Origin of the sequence: Polynucleobacter sp. HIN7, from assembly GCF_030297595.1 — a bacterium.
Lineage (GTDB): Bacteria > Pseudomonadota > Gammaproteobacteria > Burkholderiales > Burkholderiaceae > Polynucleobacter.
Genome location: NZ_AP028138.1, coordinates 1,758,762 through 1,775,931, shown reverse-complemented (window position 1 = coordinate 1,775,931; position 17,170 = coordinate 1,758,762). Strand labels below are relative to the sequence as shown.

21 protein-coding genes are annotated in these 17,170 nt (G+C 46.4%); 11 read left to right on the top strand and 10 right to left on the bottom strand.

The window, feature by feature from the left end; translation table 11 throughout:
- Positions 1–28: 28 nt before the first annotated feature.
- The gene (locus tag QUE64_RS08975; protein ID WP_286225397.1) at positions 29–1,054 is read left to right on the top strand and encodes an NAD(P)H-dependent flavin oxidoreductase; all 1,026 of its coding nucleotides are present in this window, start codon (positions 29–31) and stop codon (positions 1,052–1,054) included.
- 13 nt (positions 1,055–1,067) lie between these two features.
- On the opposite strand, the gene QUE64_RS08970 is transcribed toward QUE64_RS08975, so the two are convergent.
- Entirely contained in the window at positions 1,068–1,388 is a 321-nt protein-coding gene (locus QUE64_RS08970; RefSeq protein ID WP_286223697.1) for a DMT family transporter, read from the bottom strand.
- Positions 1,389–1,434: 46 nt separating this feature from the next.
- On the opposite strand from QUE64_RS08970, the gene QUE64_RS08965 reads away from it, so the two are divergent.
- On the top strand, positions 1,435–2,427 hold the full coding sequence (locus QUE64_RS08965; protein WP_286225396.1) for an NAD-dependent epimerase/dehydratase family protein: 993 nt from the start codon (positions 1,435–1,437) through the stop codon (positions 2,425–2,427).
- A gap of 155 nt (positions 2,428–2,582) precedes the next feature.
- Entirely contained in the window at positions 2,583–2,765 is a 183-nt protein-coding gene (locus tag QUE64_RS08960; RefSeq protein WP_286223695.1) for a hypothetical protein, read from the top strand.
- A 69-nt stretch (positions 2,766–2,834) separates the two neighbouring features.
- Here the strand turns inward: QUE64_RS08960 and QUE64_RS08955 are convergent, their stop codons facing one another.
- Positions 2,835–3,662, bottom strand: a complete 828-nt coding sequence (locus tag QUE64_RS08955) for a hypothetical protein (protein WP_286223694.1) — start codon at positions 3,660–3,662, stop codon at positions 2,835–2,837.
- 74 nt (positions 3,663–3,736) lie between these two features.
- Here QUE64_RS08955 and can point away from each other — a divergent pair, with 74 nt between their 5' ends.
- Both can and QUE64_RS08945 read left to right on the top strand, forming a co-directional pair.
- Positions 3,737–4,393 carry a carbonate dehydratase gene (gene can / locus QUE64_RS08950; RefSeq protein ID WP_286223693.1) on the top strand — a complete coding sequence of 219 codons (657 nt, stop codon included), beginning with the start codon at positions 3,737–3,739 and terminating at the stop codon, positions 4,391–4,393.
- 8 nt (positions 4,394–4,401) lie between these two features.
- Positions 4,402–4,695 carry a DUF1330 domain-containing protein gene (locus QUE64_RS08945; RefSeq protein ID WP_286225395.1) on the top strand — a complete coding sequence of 98 codons (294 nt, stop codon included), beginning with the start codon at positions 4,402–4,404 and terminating at the stop codon, positions 4,693–4,695.
- On the opposite strand, the gene QUE64_RS08940 is transcribed toward QUE64_RS08945, so the two are convergent.
- Genes QUE64_RS08940 through QUE64_RS08930 form a run of 3 tightly spaced genes read right to left on the bottom strand, consistent with a single transcriptional unit; the run spans position 4,692 to position 6,726 of the window.
- On the bottom strand, positions 4,692–5,420 hold the full coding sequence (locus tag QUE64_RS08940) for a pseudouridine synthase (protein WP_286225394.1): 729 nt from the start codon (positions 5,418–5,420) through the stop codon (positions 4,692–4,694). The two genes, QUE64_RS08945 and QUE64_RS08940, sit on opposite strands and share 4 nt — an antisense overlap.
- Entirely contained in the window at positions 5,420–6,316 is an 897-nt protein-coding gene (locus QUE64_RS08935) for an aspartyl/asparaginyl beta-hydroxylase domain-containing protein (protein WP_286226214.1), read from the bottom strand. Before QUE64_RS08935 ends, QUE64_RS08940 begins: the two co-directional genes overlap by 1 nt.
- A 14-nt stretch (positions 6,317–6,330) precedes the next feature.
- Positions 6,331–6,726 (bottom strand): c-type cytochrome, encoded by a 396-nt coding sequence (locus tag QUE64_RS08930; RefSeq protein WP_286225393.1) that lies wholly within the window; start codon positions 6,724–6,726, stop codon positions 6,331–6,333.
- Positions 6,727–6,786: 60 nt separating this feature from the next.
- Between QUE64_RS08930 and QUE64_RS08925 the strand changes: the two genes are divergently transcribed.
- Positions 6,787–7,149 carry a hypothetical protein gene (locus QUE64_RS08925; RefSeq protein ID WP_286225392.1) on the top strand — a complete coding sequence of 121 codons (363 nt, stop codon included), beginning with the start codon at positions 6,787–6,789 and terminating at the stop codon, positions 7,147–7,149.
- A gap of 124 nt (positions 7,150–7,273) precedes the next feature.
- Positions 7,274–7,558: an HU family DNA-binding protein gene (locus tag QUE64_RS08920; protein WP_108509234.1), complete on the top strand. Its 285-nt coding sequence runs from the start codon at positions 7,274–7,276 to the stop codon at positions 7,556–7,558.
- A gap of 64 nt (positions 7,559–7,622) precedes the next feature.
- Here the strand turns inward: QUE64_RS08920 and rodA are convergent, their stop codons facing one another.
- Genes rodA through QUE64_RS08895 form a run of 5 tightly spaced genes read right to left on the bottom strand, consistent with a single transcriptional unit; the run spans position 7,623 to position 13,174 of the window.
- A complete protein-coding gene (gene rodA / locus QUE64_RS08915) occupies positions 7,623–8,774 on the bottom strand; it encodes a rod shape-determining protein RodA (protein WP_286225391.1) in 1,152 nt (383 codons plus the stop codon).
- Positions 8,756–10,666, bottom strand: a complete 1,911-nt coding sequence (gene mrdA / locus QUE64_RS08910) for a penicillin-binding protein 2 (protein WP_286223687.1) — start codon at positions 10,664–10,666, stop codon at positions 8,756–8,758. Before mrdA ends, rodA begins: the two co-directional genes overlap by 19 nt.
- A gap of 5 nt (positions 10,667–10,671) precedes the next feature.
- Positions 10,672–11,196: a rod shape-determining protein MreD gene (gene mreD, locus QUE64_RS08905; protein ID WP_286225390.1), complete on the bottom strand. Its 525-nt coding sequence runs from the start codon at positions 11,194–11,196 to the stop codon at positions 10,672–10,674.
- Positions 11,193–12,107, bottom strand: coding sequence for a rod shape-determining protein MreC (gene mreC, locus QUE64_RS08900; protein WP_286225389.1), 915 nt, complete (start codon positions 12,105–12,107; stop codon positions 11,193–11,195). The genes mreD and mreC overlap by 4 nt, the downstream gene beginning before the upstream one ends.
- Before the next feature lie 23 nt (positions 12,108–12,130).
- Positions 12,131–13,174, bottom strand: a complete 1,044-nt coding sequence (locus QUE64_RS08895) for a rod shape-determining protein (RefSeq protein WP_108509229.1) — start codon at positions 13,172–13,174, stop codon at positions 12,131–12,133.
- 62 nt (positions 13,175–13,236) lie between these two features.
- Here QUE64_RS08895 and gatC point away from each other — a divergent pair, with 62 nt between their 5' ends.
- From gatC to QUE64_RS08875, 4 genes are read left to right on the top strand one after another with little or no spacing between them, the layout of a single operon-like run.
- The gene (gene gatC, locus QUE64_RS08890; protein ID WP_286225388.1) at positions 13,237–13,530 is read left to right on the top strand and encodes an Asp-tRNA(Asn)/Glu-tRNA(Gln) amidotransferase subunit GatC; all 294 of its coding nucleotides are present in this window, start codon (positions 13,237–13,239) and stop codon (positions 13,528–13,530) included.
- A complete protein-coding gene (gene gatA, locus QUE64_RS08885) occupies positions 13,527–15,038 on the top strand; it encodes an Asp-tRNA(Asn)/Glu-tRNA(Gln) amidotransferase subunit GatA (RefSeq protein ID WP_286225387.1) in 1,512 nt (503 codons plus the stop codon). The genes gatC and gatA overlap by 4 nt, the downstream gene beginning before the upstream one ends.
- Positions 15,035–16,510, top strand: coding sequence for an Asp-tRNA(Asn)/Glu-tRNA(Gln) amidotransferase subunit GatB (gatB, locus tag QUE64_RS08880; protein ID WP_286225386.1), 1,476 nt, complete (start codon positions 15,035–15,037; stop codon positions 16,508–16,510). Before gatA ends, gatB begins: the two co-directional genes overlap by 4 nt.
- A gap of 8 nt (positions 16,511–16,518) precedes the next feature.
- Positions 16,519–17,157 (top strand): DUF484 family protein, encoded by a 639-nt coding sequence (locus QUE64_RS08875; RefSeq protein WP_286223681.1) that lies wholly within the window; start codon positions 16,519–16,521, stop codon positions 17,155–17,157.
- Positions 17,158–17,170 lie beyond the last annotated feature (13 nt).

Sequence of the window (17,170 nt, the reverse complement as noted above, 5' to 3'; positions counted from 1 at the left end):
GGCTGTATTCATGGTGGATTGATAGAGTATGTTTTCATTCGCCAATCTTTCTATCCCTGTGATTCAGGCCCCAATGGCTGGGGGCATTACCACCCCAGCCTTGGTTTCGGGGGTTTCTAATGCAGGCGGTTTGGGTAGTTTTGGGTTTGCATATAGCTCCCCACAAATGATTCATCAAGATCTAAATTGTGTGAAGACCCTGACCCAGGGGCCAATTAACGCTAATTTCTTCATCTTTCAAAATGTTGTACTACCAGATCTAAAAACAGTAAAGATGGCGATAGAGCCTCTTCAAGAATTGGCGCCAGACATTGATTTCAGTATTCCAGCACAACCCTTTTTCCCCGATCTTGAAACGCAATTAGAGCCCGTTTGGCAGCTGCAGCCAGCGGTTCTTAGTTTTCATTTTGGTATCCCGCCTGAATGGGTTATGCAGCGGGCCAGGGCGCTTAGTATCGCCATCGGAATTACAGCAACCAGTCTTGAGGAGGCGCTAAAGATTGAGCAAGCGGGTGCCAGCTTTATTGTTGCTCAAGGCATTGAGGCGGGCGGCCATCGCGGAACATTTGAGATCGATAGTCCTGATGAGCGTTTATCAACATTTGATCTTTTGCATCAATTGGTCAAGCGCTGCACTATCCCGGTGGTTGCAGCCGGCGGCATGATGAATGGCCGTGATATTCGAAAGGCCTTGGATCTTGGAGCAAGTGCTGTGCAAATGGGGTCCGCATTTTTGTGTTGCCCTGAATCGGGAGCCTCTTCTGAATATAAGGCCCTTCTCTTAGACGAGAATCCGCGACCAAGTATTTTTACAAAAGGCTTCTCGGGGCGCTGGGCTCGAGGGATTGAGAATATGTTTACTCGCCACATGGATGCTAAGTCGACATTACCGTTCCCAATCCAAAATACACTCACTGGCCAATTACGCCAAGCAGCAGCCCGCTCACATAATGCAGAGCATCAGAGTCTATGGGCTGGCAGCGCTTTTTATAAAGCCCGAACTCTTACAGTTGGTGAGCTCATGAAAGCGTTGCAAATTGAGTTTGTGAGCTAGAAAGCATTAAGCATCAGCCCATTTTTAGCAGGATCACCCCAAGCAAAATTAGCGCAACACCAATCCAGCGAATCGGAATATTAGGGTCACCAAAAACTAAGACTCCGAGAGTAAACGTACCCACAGCTCCAATCGATGTCCAAACTGCATAGGCGGTTCCAATCGGAATTTCCTTTAGTGAGTACCAAAGCAGCACCCCACTAAGGGCCATGCTGATTACAGCAATACCAATGCCCCAAATTTTCATATTGGGAAGATCGGCGAGTTTCAAACCTAAGGGCCAGCCTATTTCACAAGCGCCAGCGAGAAGTAGTGAGATCCAGTAAATACTCAAGAGTAATTAATCATCCATGTATGTGAATTACGCTAGCATAGCAAAGATGAAAATATTGATCACTGGCGCCACGGGATTTATTGGGCGGCATTTAGTAAGTCGCCTATTAGAGGAGGGTTACTCGATCAGTGGCACCGCCAGATCTGAGGCGGATGCGAAATCTTTAAATCAGCGTGGGGTCAATACGACCCAGATCGATCTTCTGTCGACGAATGATTTGCAATCTTTGGTTCGTGGTCACGATTGCGTGATTCATTGTGCGGCCCACGTTGGGCTATGGGGTCCCAAATCGCTCTATCGGAGGCTGAATATTCAGTTGACGAAACGACTGCTTGAGGCTGCGACTCAAGTGGGCGTTGGTAAATTTATTTACATGAGCTGTGCAAATGTGGCGCTCAATGACTCGGTGCCGATCGAAAATGCTACAGAAGACGTGCCAATTTGCCATCAAGATTCATTGCATTATGCTCACTCAAAAGCACAAGCTGAACAATTGGTGCTATCGAGCGCATCAGAGCGTTTTACCGCAATCGCATTGCGACCCGCCTTGGTTTGGGGTAATGGAGACATCATCGATCGCCAAATCGGACCCGCGGCAGATCGTGGACAGTTTGGTTGGTTTGGTCACGGTCGCTATCCCTATTCCACCTGTTATATCGGCAATTTATGCCAAGCAGTCTTGCAAGTTCTTATAGCAAATGTTCCTAGCGGAGCATTTTTTATTCGGGATGAGGAGCAAATGACCCTGCGCGAATTTCTGAGTGCACGACTTGAGGCCAGCGGCTATGCAGTACCAACCCTATCGATCCCACTATCGATTGCTTGGCCTTTGGCACGATTTACAGAAAATGGATGGAATTATTTGCCACTCAAAGGAGATCCACCACTTGTACGTGAAGCAGTGCGTACTATGGGCTATCCATTTTCCGTCTCCATGAATAAGGCAAAAGTTGCATTTGACTACCGCGCTCTATATTCGGTGGCTGAGGGGATGGCGGTAATTGAGAAGGGCGCCAATAAATCGCTGAATATTTCGTAATACGAAATGGTGTGCTGAAAAATGAAACAGGCCTTACAAAAAACCCATCCGTAAGTAATGCTAATAACATAAGCTACTGATCTATATAGATTTATTTTGTAATTTCCTATGCTACATTGATCTCATCTAATTATTTTTTTACTTTTGGAGGATCTATGAATAGCAAGCTGGTTGATGAAGCGCCGTATCACCCTGGTTATGAGGATGCGTCTTTTGAGCAGGTTGAGAACCCATTAATGGCTGAATTAGCTCAATACCGCAAAATGAATGAGCGCTATATTGAAACTGCCAAGAAAATTGTTGAATTTTTAGGGGCTGGTAATAAGGCCGCGGCTTAAGCACTCTTTTTTTAAACAAAAACCACCTTCGGGTGGTTTTTTGTTATCCACTGAATAAAGAGAAATTGCTCAAAATCGCAAAGAAACCTTTCCATAGATGGACCAATCATAGGACTTAAAGGTTTGAACTACTTGCTTACTGGCCCCAACGGCAAATAAAAGATGTTTGCTGATGGAGTGTGTCACCATCGCATCAAGTGGTACAAACCAACCACCACCTGCGGTGTTATACAGAATCCCGTTTTCATCCCAAAAGCGGATTTGAGTTCTTGGAGTTAATTGCAGGCCTACGGTTGGAAAAAGTTGAAGCGATCGCAATAACGGTGGTTGCGATGGATTAACTGCAAATGAATTATTTTTGCTATCAAATCCATACATATAGCGAACAAGCGGAGAAAAATCAGATAGTAGAGATTGACTGGGCGATTGCGGTACAAATGATGCGCTCACTTGTGGGCCAACCGCCCACTGGCCATTATTACCAAACGGAAAAATAATTCGACCGCCCAGGTTTAGATTCCATTTGGGGAAAAAATCAGGTGGCATACCCCAGATGGTGAGCATCGTATTACCTGCACTAAATTGACCACTACTTTGACCCGGGGCTGCTGGCCCCCAAGTGGAGTTGTAGGCAGTGTCAATCCGCATCATGCCCTTCCATTGATTAATCGATAGTGGTTGATAGAATCGAAGTCGATAAATATCGCTCAGATTGCCATCACCATATCCATTTTGATAAACCCATAACTCTAAAATCGAATCCTTGCTGTAATTAAACGAATCAGTTTTTAGTCTTAAGAGATTATCTGGTTCTCCCGCAGTATCTTCATCTTGAGCAAAGCTGCACTGAGTAAACAAAAAAGAAAATACACAGAATAGAGTTCTACAAATTCTCATAACTTCATTGACATATATATGAGGGAATAACAAGATCTTGTATATTAGACTTCATTGCCACCAAAGGTATAAAAATGGGTAATCACAATTCAAAGCCCGATCTTGAGCGATTGTTTGAGCAAAATCGCCAGTGGATCGAATCGGTGACAAAAGCAGATCCAGATTATTTTTCACGATTGGTTGATCAGCAAAATCCTGAGTATTTATGGATTGGATGCTCGGATTCGCGGGTTCCCGCCAATCAAATCGTCGGACTTAAGCCTGGTGAGGTATTTGTTCATCGCAACATCGCGAACATTATCGTTCATACCGATTTCAATGCGCTGTCGGTCATTCAATTCGCAATTGATCGCCTAAAAGTTAAGCATATTATTGTGGTTGGCCATTACGGTTGTTCAGGAATTGCTGCTGCCATGAATAACACCCGCATTGGAATCGCCGATAACTGGATTCGACACATTAAAGATGTGCACGATAAGCATCATCATGAGCTTTGTGCCATTGAGGAGGAGAATGCTCGGTTAGATCGTCTTTGTGAGCTTAATGTATTAGAGCAAGTAATCAATATTGGACAAACTAATATTGTGCAAGATGCTTGGGCAAAAGGACAGACTATTTCAATTCATGGATGTATTTATCGATTGCATGACGGCTTACTTAAAGACCTTCATACTAGTATCTCTGGTCCCCAAGAGCTGCATGATCGATATCATGCACAGTTAATTAGTTAAGGACGGTCATGAGCGTTCATGTCATCGGAATATTTAAAATACAGAGCCCTAAAGACTTTGATGATTATCGAGCCCAGGTTAGTGCAACGGTCGAGCTGTATGGCGGCAAGATTTTACGCAGAGGAGTTTGCGAGAAACCGTTTTGGAACGAGTTAAACGCCGCAGCTTTTGATACGTTTGTTGAGCTTAGTTTTTCAAGTCTAGAGGATGCAAACCGCTGGGCCGGCAGCCCTGAATACGCAGCATTGCTTCCAGTGCGTGAGCGAGCAATGCAATTGACACTTTTCCCCCTGGTGGTCTAAAAGCGCTCTTCTTTGCCTAAGATGCGCCACTGCCCGCTTGGCAGTGATCCGAGACTTATTTGGCCAATGCGGATTCGTTTTAGACCAACAACAGTGAGCCCAACGAGCTCACACATGCGACGAATTTGTCGTTTACGACCTTCCCGTAATACAAAACGAAGTTGATCTTCATTTTGCCAACTTACTTTGGCTGGTTTTAGTGCCTTACCATCAAGCGATAGCCCATGCTGCAAAGAGCGCAAACCCGCATCCGACAATTTGCCGCAGACGCGAACCAGATACTCTTTTTCAATCGGGCTATCCTCGCCGATTAATAGCTTGGCAATCCGCCCATCTTGGGTAAGTACTAATAAACCTGAGGAATCAATATCAAGCCGTCCAGCAGGGGCGAGACTTTTAAAGATGGTGCGCTCGGTTCGTTGAGGTGCGTTCGCATATTGATTTTCAGGGACGATGAGGGACGCTGCTGGCTTATATTGCTCTTCATCATCTAAGTGCGAAATATAGCCTACTGGCTTATTAAGCAAAATCGTGAGGCGTTGCTCTTGTTGGCGTTTAGCGCCAGAGCGTAACTCAATCGTTTGATGCCGAAAGGCTCGCGTACCTAATTCTTGAACAACCTCTCCGTCAACGGTTACCAGTCCCTGTTCAATATAAGCATCTGCTTCCCGCCTTGAACACAAACCACGTTCGGATAGTAGTTTGGAAACCCGAATTTTTTCCATTACCAAAAAATCAACCAAATAAGGCCAATAATTAACACCCACTTAGCAATGTAATAGATCCCTCGGTGTGAGGCCTTCAGCTTTTTGGTCTGCATCCGCAGCCGATAAAAATAGGTAAAGAGAACATTCACAAAACCGAGTGACTCGCCCTCAACATTTTGTGAGGCTGCCGCACTCATCACTTGTAAACCAAACCAGCGATTAAAGCTTCGCATGATTTTGGTATGCAATGGCCTTTCAATATCGCAAAACAAGACAATCCGTTGATGTTCAGTATTGTTGGCCGCAAAGTGGATGTAGGTTTCGTCAAATACAACCGCTTCGCCATCTTTCCAATAATAGGGTTCACCATCGACATCAATAAAACACTTTGGGCTGTTTGGGGTTACAAGCCCTAAGTGGTAGCGCAATGATCCGGCATAGGGGTCCCGATGGCGAACCAATTTTGCTCCAGGCGGCAATGAAGCAAACATAGCCGCTTTGATGCTTGGGATCGATTTAAGGAGCGCTACTGTTTGGGGGCAGGACTCTTCGGCCGACGGGAGATCTTTGCCGTACCAATATAAATAAAAACGCTTCCAGCCAGTACGAAAAAACGAATTAAAGCCAATATCGTTATAGCCAGTTGCTTGACGAATTTGCCCGCTATCTTGAAGCGCCAAGGCTTCATCCCGGATGATTTGCCAGCGATCTTTTAGGGACTGTAATTCTGGGAATTGATTAACGGGTAGGTAGGCGCTACGTCCTACTTTTGAAAACAAATAAATCAATGTGTTGATGGGCGCCAATAACACCACATAATCAGTGAGGGAGCGCAATAGACCAAAGCGTACCTTACCCCGAAAATAAATAAATAGTGCCGACCCCAAAAAGACCAGAAAAATACTATGCCGAATCTCCATGCCGATTCCTATTTACGAAGCTGTGCCTGTCGACGTTGGATTTCCGCATCGATTTTTTTCAACATGGCATCATCTGGATTATTCCAGTTTGCACCCGCCTGATTGGCCATATAGACAACCGATGCCGCAAAATCACTGGCGCTCAAATCCGGCTTTCCCCCTTTGGCGGGCATGCCACGAACCCCAACGTAGCCATGGGCCGTAATCTGAACCTGACCTTCTTTAATTAGCTTTGCCCATTTTGCTTTGTCGCCCAGCCTCGGAGCCCCCGCCACTCCGGGAGTATGACAGCTGGCGCAAACTTGCTGATAAGTCGACTCACCCGTGTTGGCCAATGAGACACCTGGAAATATAAGCAAGGTGCTGACGCTAAATAAATACGAAGCTGTAATGGGGCGCATCATGAACTCATCCTCTTTGGTCAATTTAATCCAGTAAGATAGCTTTTTAATTCAGTAACTTATATGGCACGTTTCTTTCGATCACTCCTTATTTTAATTCTGATTGGCGGCGTTTTAACTGCCGGCTATACCTATTTAATGCTTCATTGGAGCTATGCGGAGGGCGAACGAGCCGGCTATGTGCAAAAGTTCTCTAAACGGGGCTGGCTCTGTAAGACCTGGGAAGGCGAGTTAGCGATGGTCTCGATGCCAGGAACCATGTCTGAAAAGTTCTTCTTTTCGGTGCGTGATGATGCCGTTGCCAATAAGATTAACGCCAATATGGGGCGTAAAGTTGCGTTGCAGTATGAGCAGCGTGTTGGTTTACCGACGAATTGTTTTGCAGAAACCCAGTATTTTGTCGTTGACTTGGTCGTTTTGGATTAGTCATATCCTAAAAGGCTCCGCGGCCAATTTTTTTCAAAAGATTATTTATTTTTATAACATTTTGTGTTTACAATTGCGTCAGCGCATGTGCGCGACACAATGAACAATCAACAAGGAGCTTCACTTGAATAAAGCAGACTTAATCGCAGCAATTGCTGACGATGCCGAGATTTCTAAAGCAAAAGCAGAGTACGCATTGAATTCTGCTATTGAGCACATCATCAAAGCAGTAACCAAAGGTGACTCGGTGCAATTAATTGGTTTTGGAACATTTGCTTCTGGCAAACGTGCTGCTCGCATGGGCCGCAATCCAAAAACTGGTGAGCCTCTCAAAATTGCCGCTTCCAAGACTGTGAAGTTTTCTGCTGGCAAGGCATTTAAAGACGCTGTGAATAAGCGTAAAAAGTAATCGAGAGCAATCTCTTATCAACCCAGCTTCGGCTGGGTTTTTTATTGCCGTTTTTTGTTACTACTTAGCTTTGTACGAGTCGTCGATGGCGATGAATGCTCATCAAGATACCAGCCCCAAACCCAAGCGTGACAAGGGCTGTGCCGCCATAGCTAAGGAGCGGGAGGGGGACGCCTACTACGGGTAGGAGTCCAGTGACCATGCCGATATTGACAAAGGCATAGGTGAAAAAGATCATGCTGATAGCGCCTCCCAAGAGGCGCGTAAACAAAGTAGGTGCATTGACTGAGATCGCCAAGCCACGCTTAATCAGTGCAAAAAAGAGTAGGATCAAAAGAACATTGCCAAGAAATCCAAACTCTTCAGCAAAAACGGCAAACACAAAGTCAGTATGTTTTTCAGGAATAAACTCCAAATGAGATTGAGTTCCTTCGCGCCAGCCTTTGCCAAAAAACCCACCAGCACCAACCGCAATGACGGCCTGAATGGTATGAAAGCCCTTTCCAAGGGGATCGCTTGATGGGTCTAGCAATGTACAAACCCTATTTTTTTGATACTCCCGAATCAATGGCCAATTGACGTCAGGAGCACAAATGCTGCCACTAAATACAACTAATAAAAGAATCGCAATTGTGCCAATCGCCACCACAGGAATGATCCAACGCCAAGGAAGGCCCGCCAAAATAATCACATAAAGGCCAGAGGCAAGCACCAACAAAGAGGTTCCTAAATCAGGTTGACGGGCAATCAAAAATACTGGTAAGGCCAACAATAGCGCTGCCACTAAATAATCAAACCCCGAACGAATGCCCTCGCGTTTCTGGAAATACCAGGCGAGCATCAGCGGTACCGCGATCTTCATGATCTCGGATGGCTGAATCACAATACCAACATTAATCCAGCGCCTTGCCCCCTTTTTAACCAATCCAAAAAGAGCAACAGCAATTAGCAGAGCAATGCCAATGCCGTATACCCAAATCGCAGCTATCTCTAGCCATTTGGGCGGAATCTGTGAAACCAGCCACATAATCACAAAGGCAATTAGCAGGTTGCGGACCTGATCGATAAGCGCTACGGGCGTTCCCTGGCCTGCCGATAAAAAGACAAAGAAACTAATTAGGGCAAGGGCTAAGAAAATGAGGCCCAGACGAGGATCAAAACCACTAAAGGCTTGCGAGAGTAATAATTTGAGTCGGACTAAGGCACTCTTTTCCATTCCGGAATCTCCTTAGGCCATTTACCATCGATGTAGTAATCAAGTGCTTTGCGAGCAATCGGCGCGGCTTGCGTAGAGCCAAAGCCCGCATTTTCAACGATCATTGCAATGGCAATTTTGGGTTTGTCGTTAGGCGCGTATGCCACGAATAAAGCATGGTCGCGCAGAAACTCAGGGGTTGAGGCATGGTTATACTTTTTTGAGTTCAAACTGAAGACTTGGGCCGTTCCCGTTTTGCCACCGGAGGTGTAGGCCGCGCCACGGAATGATGATGCTGATGTACCCGTTTTATTGGTTTCCGCCATTGCCTTTTTGATGATTTCAACATTTTCGGGTTTGAGGGTAATGCGATAACTTTCTTTGGGTGTTGTGAGTTCTTTTTGGCGTGTAAATGGATCTTCAATCGCCTTTGCAATGTGAGGCTTCATCACGACACCGTAGTTGAGCATATTGGCGAGTCCGTGCGCTAATTGCAAAATCGTAAACGCGTTATATCCCTGCCCAATTCCGAGTGAGATGGTTTCGCCTTCGAACCACTTTTGTTGTTCAGGCTTCTTAAAAGCAGTTTTTTTCCATTCCGTCGACGGTAATACGCCTTTTGCTTCTCCTTCTAAGTCAATTCCTGTCAGCTGACCAAAGCCAAATGGCTTCATAAAATCATGCATCATGTTGACGCCCATGTCGCGCGCTAACAGGTAGTAGTAGGTATCGCAAGACTCCACTAGAGATTTCTCCATATTCACCATCCCATGACCACCCACCTTAATATCACGAAAGGTATTATTGCCAAATGTAAAAAACCCTGGATCGGCAATCGCATCTTCAGGCTTGCGCTTATTGAGCTCAAGGGCCGCGAGTGCCATAAAGGGCTTATAGGTTGATGCGGGAGGATAAATTCCTTTCAAAGGTCGGTTATAGAGCGGCTTTTCCTTGGATTCATTCAATTCCTTCCAAGTCACAGGATCAATGCCTTCGACAAAATCATTGGGATTGAAATTCGGTTTTGAAACGAAGGCGAGAATATCGCCCGTTTCAGGTTCAATGGCGACAAATGCCCCACGATAGTTGCCGTAAAGCTGCTCAACCAAGGCTTGCAATTTAATGTCAATCGAGAGAATGACGTTTTTGCCAGGGATGGATGGCCTACTTGATAGAGTGCGCACAGGCTTGCCGCCAGCGGTGATTTCAACCTCGTCGTAGCCTGGAACGCCGCGTAAGACCCTTTCATACGTTTGTTCAATGCCAATCTTCCCAACATATTGAATGCCAGGCAAGAACGCGCCTTGAAGTGCATAAGGGTCTTGACTGCCTTTCGTAGCCTCAAGCTCATTTTGCATCCGCTCCTTATCTTTTTGTGAGACTCGCCCGATGTATCCAATCAGATGGGAGGCTAATTCGTTGTATGGGTATTCACGAAAATTACGTGCACTGACATCGACACCCGGAAAGCGATAGCGATTTGCTAGAAATCGAGCCATCTCAGCTTCAGTCAACATGGAGCGTAATGGAAAAGTACCCATGTTTCGAGAATCTTCCAAGGCGCGCTTAAAGTTGCGACGATCTCTGGGGCTAATCTGAATAATCTCAGATAGTTGATTAATTAAATCATCAACATTACCTTTAATTTGGGAGGCATCTACTTCTAGCGTTAGCGCTGAATAATTACGTCCAATCACAATGCCATTGCGATCAATCAGTAAGCCACGATTAGCGGGAACTGGGACAATCGCAATCCGATTACTCTCAGCAAGCGTTGAATATTGCTGGTGACTAACAATTTGTAACCAAAATAAGCGGACGACGAGCAAGCCAAAACAGACGCCAACGAAGATGATTGCGATCCGCGCTCGCTCCTGAAACGAATAGAGATCGGGTTTTTTAATTGAGGACATGAAGCTTATAGAGGTCGATGTGGGTCGACATCAATCGGTCGTCGTTGCGGCAAGAGCAAAAGATAGCTGGCTAGGGGCCAAAGCAAGGCTTCAATGGCCGCTTGGATAAGGCTTGTAAGCCCCCACCAATAGATTTGCTCATTTAGAGCCCAAAGCACAAGGACTGGAAAAACAGACACTAAAGCAAAGATAGGAAATACATTCAGGATTTGAGTGGTCACAGGCAAAGCAGTAATGCGGTGATGCCAGGCAATTGCAATGTATGCCACCAGAGAGTAACTAAAGGCATGAACCCCGAGCAAGGTCCCGCTATGAATATCCATCACCAATCCAAATACAAATGCGGTAATCACGCCAACAAAGCGATGCTGATGAATATTCCAAAATACAATGCAAATAATGAGCCAGTCTGGAACCCACGCATGATTGCCCCACGGTAAAAAATTTAGCAACAGCGCAATGAGTAGGCTAAAGTAAATGAAGGGTGGCTTGACTGGGCGAAGAATATAGCCGCTCTGATAATCAATCATAGCTGCCCCTTTGGTCGCGTTTGTCGTCGACCGGTCGATGACGGTGCATTACTGTTAGACGCTGGCTTGGCGTCTAACTGCGGATCGTAGATTAAGGCAAGTGCTTGGAGGTGACGATTAACCTCAGCAATCGGACTACAGAAGACATTTGCTGAGTTTTGATCAAGATTGCGCTCGATCTTGGTAATTACTGCTACCGCAAACCCTGGGGGATATACCCCATCAACCCCTGACGTTAAAAGAATGTCGCCCACTTCCAGATCGCTGGCTACGGGTAAGTAACGGAGTTGCAATAATTGACCACGTCCGCTTCCAACCACCGCAGCGCGAAGCCCATTGCGAGCGACAAGAACGGGGACTGCAAAATCACGATCTTCCAATAAAGATACTTCGGCCGAATTGTCATACAGACGAACCACTTGACCGAGAATGCCCATGTCATTGGCAATGGGTGAGCCTAATCGAAGGCCTTGGTTTTTACCCCGATTGATCACGACGCGTTGTGAGACGGGGTTGGGTGGATTAAATAAAATTTCCACAGGGACAGTTTTGAACGCCACCTTCTTTTGTAAATCTAAGAGGCTGCGAAGATTTTGATTTTCAATCGCCAGAAGTGCGGATTGATTGGCTAGCAGGGAGAGTTCTGCTTGTCGTAACTTGAGAGCCTCATTTTCTTTTTCAAGCGTGCTGCGACTTGTTAAATAGTCACTACCTCCTGAAATCATCGAGCCAGGCAGGAGCATTAGCTGCTCCAATGGACGTAGAACAACGCTGACTTGATTGCGAATAAAGTCCAGCGATTTGATCTGAAAATCAATAATCATCAGTGCCAGGCTAATTACAAGGCACGCAATTAATTTGGCAAGCGCTGGAATGCCTTGCTTGAAAAGTGGTGGGGCGCTATATTGCACAGCCCGCTCCGGCGCTTAGCCGCCTATTCTTGTGAGAACACTCCACCTAATTTATCCATGCGCTCTAATGCAATGCCGCAACCACGAGCAACACAGGTCAAAGGATCTTCTGCGACATGGATTGGCAAGCCTGTTTCTTCCATCAAAAGGCGATCGAGGTCACGTAGCAAGGCACCACCGCCAGTGAGCATAATGCCGCGTTCAGCAATATCGGCAGCTAGCTCAGGCGGAGTTTGCTCAAGAGCTGCTTTTACCGCTGTCACAATTTGATTGAGTGGATCAGTTAATGCTTCTAGGATCTCATTGCTGGTCACAGTAAAGCTACGGGGAATACCTTCTGAGATATTGCGACCTTTGATTTCTAGCTCTTTAACTTCTGCACCTGGGAAGGCTGAACCGATTGCTTTTTTAACTGCTTCAGCCGTTTGTTCGCCAATCAGCATCCCATAGTTGCGTCGGATGTAATTCGTAATTGCTTCATCGAACTTGTCTCCACCAACCCGAACTGAACCTTTGTAAACGACGCCACCTAAGGACATCACACCCACTTCGGTGGTTCCGCCACCGATGTCAACCACCATGGATCCCGCAGCTTCAGAAACTGGCAGCCCTGCACCAATGGCAGCTGCCATTGGCTCTTCAATCAGAAATACTTGAGAGGCTCCTGCACCCAAAGCTGACTCACGAATCGCACGACGCTCCACTTGTGTTGAACCACAAGGCACGCAAATAATGATTCGAGGGCTGGGTTTTAATAGCTTGCTCTCGTGAACCATTTTGATAAATTGCTTGAGCATTTGCTCGGTAATGGTGAAATCTGCAATCACACCATCTTTCATAGGGCGAATTGCTTCGATGTTTCCAGGCACTCGACCCAACATGCTTTTTGCTTCACGACCCACCGCCAAAATAGTTTTTTTGGCATTTGGGCCACCCTCTTGGCGGATCGCAACCACCGAGGGCTCATCAAGCACAATGCCCTTATCACGCATGTAAATTAAGGTGTTTGCGGTACCTAGATCAATGGCTAGGTCATTGGAAAAATAGCTACGAAAGAGACCAAACATAATGTAAGTGGGAAAATAGAAATATTAATTAGCTCAAAGATGAAATGATACTCTAGCACCCCATGGATATAAATGAAGTTCACCGTATAGCGAAGCTCTCGCGCCTGGAGTTAAGCGCCTCAGAAGCCGAGGTAGTGCTGCCACAATTAGAGGCCGTTTTTGCTCTCGTCGAACAAATGCAAGCGGTCAATACTGAGCAGATTGAGCCTTTGCCCCACCCCATTTTGTTTATAGAAGATTTGGCTCAGCCTTTGAGGGCCGACGCATGCACCGAGGCAAATACGCGGGAACAGAATATGGCGAACGCACCCGCCCAAGCCGAGGGTTACTTTTTGGTCCCGAGGGTGATCGAATGAATTGGCAGCACCAAACCCTAAAAAGCTTATCTAAGTCATTGATTAGTAAGGAAATATCCAGCCTAGAGTTATGTGAATTTTTTCTGGGGCGGATGACAAAATATCAGCATCTAAATGCCTACCTTGATGTTTTGCCAGATCAGACGCGAGCGCAGGCCAGACGTGCTGATCAGTTGATATCACAAGGGGTTGCTGGCCCCTTAACCGGAATCCCGATTGCCCACAAAGATGTTTTTGTTACCAAAGAATGGGCCACCACAGCCGCCTCAAAAATGTTGGCAGGCTATAAAAGCCCTTTTGATGCAGCCGTGGTGGCAAGTTTGGGCTTGCCAGACGCAGATAATCCAAAGGCTGCAGGAATGGTGTGCCTAGGCAAAGCCAATATGGATGAATTTGCAATGGGCTCCTCCAATGAGAACTCAGCATTTGGGCCGGCACTTAATCCTTGGAATACACAACGGGTTGCTGGTGGTTCTTCAGGCGGCTCAGCGGTCGCGGTTGCCGCAGGTTTGGCGCCAATTGCGACGGGAACCGATACCGGTGGATCGATCCGCCAGCCCGCTGCTTTTTGTGGCCTGACCGGCATCAAGCCAACCTATGGACGTGTTTCACGATACGGCATGATTGCTTACGCCTCCTCATTGGATCAGGCGGGCCCAATTGGAAAAACTGCCGAGGATTGCGCCCTATTACTAAGCGCGATGTCGACGCACGATCCGCGCGATTCAACATCCCTTGCTGATAGCGGCGAAGACTATGGGCGTTTTCTCAATCAAGCTTGGTCGGGCGAAGATGCTAAAAATCCCTTAACTGGTCTAAGAATTGGTTTGCCAAAAGAATTCTTTGCCGAAGGCCTTTCGCACGATGTAGCGCAAGCGGTTCTAGCTGCTAAAGAGGTGCTTCAGTCTTTGGGCGCTGCTGTTTGCGAAGTGAGTTTGCCTAAAACTAAGCTATCAATCCCGGTGTATTACGTTTTAGCTCCCGCTGAAGCGTCGAGTAACTTGAGTCGTTACGACGGGGTGCGTTATGGTCATCGCGCGAGCGAGTACTCTGATTTATTAGAGATGTATCAACGTTCCCGTAGTGAGGGTTTTGGTTCGGAAGTGAAGCGACGGATCTTAATTGGTAGTTATGTCTTATCGCACGGTTATTACGACGCTTACTATCTGCAAGCCCAGAAGATTCGTCGCATCATCGCAGCAGATTTTGCACAGGCCTTTACTCAGTGTGATGTGATTTTGGGGCCAGTAGCCCCAGATGTTGCTTGGGGTCTGGGTGAAAAGACCAAAGATCCCTTACAGATGTACTTAGAAGATATTTATACCTTGTCAGCGAATTTGGCGGGCTTGCCGGCGATGAGTGCGCCCTGCGGATTCTCAAGCGCTGGATTGCCAATTGGTATGCAATTGATCGGAAATTATTTCTCTGAGGCTCGACTATTGCAAGTTGCGCACCAGTATCAGCAAGCAAGCGATTGGCATTTGCGCAGACCCGAAGGGATTGCATGATGAAGTGGGAAATTGTCATCGGACTTGAAACGCATACGCAACTGTTAACCCATTCCAAGATATTTAGTGGGGCGAGTACGCAATTTGGGGCTCAGCCAAATACGCAAGCATGTGCAGTTGATTTAGCGTTACCGGGAGTATTACCCGTTCTTAATCGTCAAGCAGTTGAGCACGCGATTCGCTTTGGCTTGGCGATTGGTGCCCAGATTTCTCCGCGCAGTATTTTTGCTCGTAAAAATTATTTTTACCCCGATCTGCCTAAGGGCTATCAAATTAGTCAATATGAGATACCAGTAGTCGTCGGTGGACAAATTGAAATCGTTGTCGATGGCCAGACAAAGGTGGTTGAGTTAACGCGAGCCCACTTAGAGGAAGATGCTGGCAAATCCGTTCACGAGAACTTTGCTGGCCCTCATGGCGAACCAGCTAGCGGGATTGATTTAAATAGAGCCGGCACTCCTCTTTTAGAAATTGTCACTGAGCCCGTAATGCGCAGTGCTGCTGAGGCGGTTGCTTATGCCAAAGCCCTTCATGCCTTAGTGGTGTGGTTAGGGGTATGCGATGGCAATATGCAAGAAGGCTCGTTTCGATGCGATGCCAATGTATCGGTGCGGCCCATGGGACAGAGTGAATTCGGGACGCGTTGCGAGATTAAGAATTTAAATTCTTTCCGATTCTTAGAGGAGGCCATTCAGTATGAAGTGCGTCGCCAAATTGAATTGATTGAAGATGGCGGTACGGTCATTCAGGAGACACGTTTATATGACCCTGATCTTCAGGAAACGCGCAGCATGCGCAGTAAAGAAGATGCACAAGATTATCGGTATTTCCCAGACCCTGATTTATTACCGCTCGTCATTCATTCGGATTGGATTGAAGAAATTCGTGCTGGTATGCCAGCATTACCAGCCACGCTACGCGCGCAATGGCAATCTGAATATGGACTAAGCCCTTACGATAGTCAAATCCTCAGCCAGGATCGCGCCACAGCCGATTTATTTATTGAGCTAGTCCGTCGTTTAGGCGCAAAACATGCAAAGACCATTGCGAACTTCATTGCAGGTGATTTGGCCTCGGCGTTAAATCGTTCGAATTTATCTGTTCATGAATTACCAATTGATATTGCTCAGATCGAGGCGCTACTTAATCGTTCTTTAGACGGAACGATTTCCAACAAGATTGCAAAAGAGATATTCATCTTCATTTGGGAAGATGCGCTTGCCAATAAACCGGCCATCTCAATTGATGAAATCATTGAGCAACGGGGATTAAAGCAAATTACCGATATTGGCGCCCTTGAGGCGCTTATTGATGGGGTATTGCAGGCCAATGCAAAATCCGTTGAGGAGTTTAAGTCTGGCAAAGAGAAAGCCTTTAACGCTTTAATTGGGCAGGTGATGAAAGCCTCACAAGGTAAAGCAAACCCTCAGCAACTCAATGAGTTACTGCGTAAGAAATTACAAAATGGATAGGAAATGTGATGAGTGCTCCGGAGCTTAGTCAGGATGAACAAGAAGCCTTAGTGGCCCAATGGCTAAAAGCTTGCCCAGGTTTTTTTGAGCGTCATGCTGAAGTGTTGCAAGAGGTTCGCCTAAAAGATCCCAATAGCGATCGAGCCATCTCCTTGCAAGAGCGGCAAATGCATTTGTTACGTTCACAAAATCAAGAACTCAACTCCCGCTTAAACGAAATGCTGCGTTTTGGCAGTCGCAATGATAAGACCCAAGTAGCAATGGTTGCTTGGTTACAAAAGCTGATTGAAGCGCAAGATAGCCAGCAAGTAAGTAGCGCAATTGAGAGTGGCCTTTCCTCTGTCTTTGAGGTCGAGGTTTGTAAAGTATTGCCAATCGATTCTGCGTTTGAGGCATTGCTAGAACGCCCCATTTGCCAGTCCTTCGCGAAATGCCCAGATGTATTTAAAGAAAAGCTAGCCCATTTACAGGCCGATGATGATTGGCAGAGCGTTGCGATATTAGCAATACCATTGGAGCAAAATCGCTTTGCTGGCTTAGCCCTTCTTAGTAAAGACGGTGAACGTTTTACAGAGGATATGGGCGTGTTTTATTTAAGACAAATTGCTGGTTTGGCTGCAGCAGCGTTGCGGCGGGTTGCCGGTTAAGCTCAAGATAAGT

Coding starts and splice junctions, on each gene's coding strand:
- QUE64_RS08875 (WP_286223681.1), top strand. CDS start 16,519: ATGAGTGCTCCGGAGCTTAGTCAGGATGAACAAGAAGCCTTAGTGGCC.
- QUE64_RS08955 (WP_286223694.1), bottom strand. CDS start 3,662: ATGAGAATTTGTAGAACTCTATTCTGTGTATTTTCTTTTTTGTTTACT.
- rodA (WP_286225391.1), bottom strand. CDS start 8,774: ATGGAAAAGAGTGCCTTAGTCCGACTCAAATTATTACTCTCGCAAGCC.
- QUE64_RS08895 (WP_108509229.1), bottom strand. CDS start 13,174: ATGTTTGGTCTCTTTCGTAGCTATTTTTCCAATGACCTAGCCATTGAT.
- can (WP_286223693.1), top strand. CDS start 3,737: ATGGGTAATCACAATTCAAAGCCCGATCTTGAGCGATTGTTTGAGCAA.
- gatC (WP_286225388.1), top strand. CDS start 13,237: ATGGATATAAATGAAGTTCACCGTATAGCGAAGCTCTCGCGCCTGGAG.
- mreD (WP_286225390.1), bottom strand. CDS start 11,196: ATGATTGATTATCAGAGCGGCTATATTCTTCGCCCAGTCAAGCCACCC.
- QUE64_RS08960 (WP_286223695.1), top strand. CDS start 2,583: ATGAATAGCAAGCTGGTTGATGAAGCGCCGTATCACCCTGGTTATGAG.
- gatA (WP_286225387.1), top strand. CDS start 13,527: ATGAATTGGCAGCACCAAACCCTAAAAAGCTTATCTAAGTCATTGATT.
- QUE64_RS08930 (WP_286225393.1), bottom strand. CDS start 6,726: ATGATGCGCCCCATTACAGCTTCGTATTTATTTAGCGTCAGCACCTTG.
- QUE64_RS08940 (WP_286225394.1), bottom strand. CDS start 5,420: ATGGAAAAAATTCGGGTTTCCAAACTACTATCCGAACGTGGTTTGTGT.
- gatB (WP_286225386.1), top strand. CDS start 15,035: ATGATGAAGTGGGAAATTGTCATCGGACTTGAAACGCATACGCAACTG.
- QUE64_RS08975 (WP_286225397.1), top strand. CDS start 29: ATGTTTTCATTCGCCAATCTTTCTATCCCTGTGATTCAGGCCCCAATG.
- QUE64_RS08945 (WP_286225395.1), top strand. CDS start 4,402: ATGAGCGTTCATGTCATCGGAATATTTAAAATACAGAGCCCTAAAGAC.
- QUE64_RS08965 (WP_286225396.1), top strand. CDS start 1,435: ATGAAAATATTGATCACTGGCGCCACGGGATTTATTGGGCGGCATTTA.
- QUE64_RS08925 (WP_286225392.1), top strand. CDS start 6,787: ATGGCACGTTTCTTTCGATCACTCCTTATTTTAATTCTGATTGGCGGC.
- mrdA (WP_286223687.1), bottom strand. CDS start 10,666: ATGTCCTCAATTAAAAAACCCGATCTCTATTCGTTTCAGGAGCGAGCG.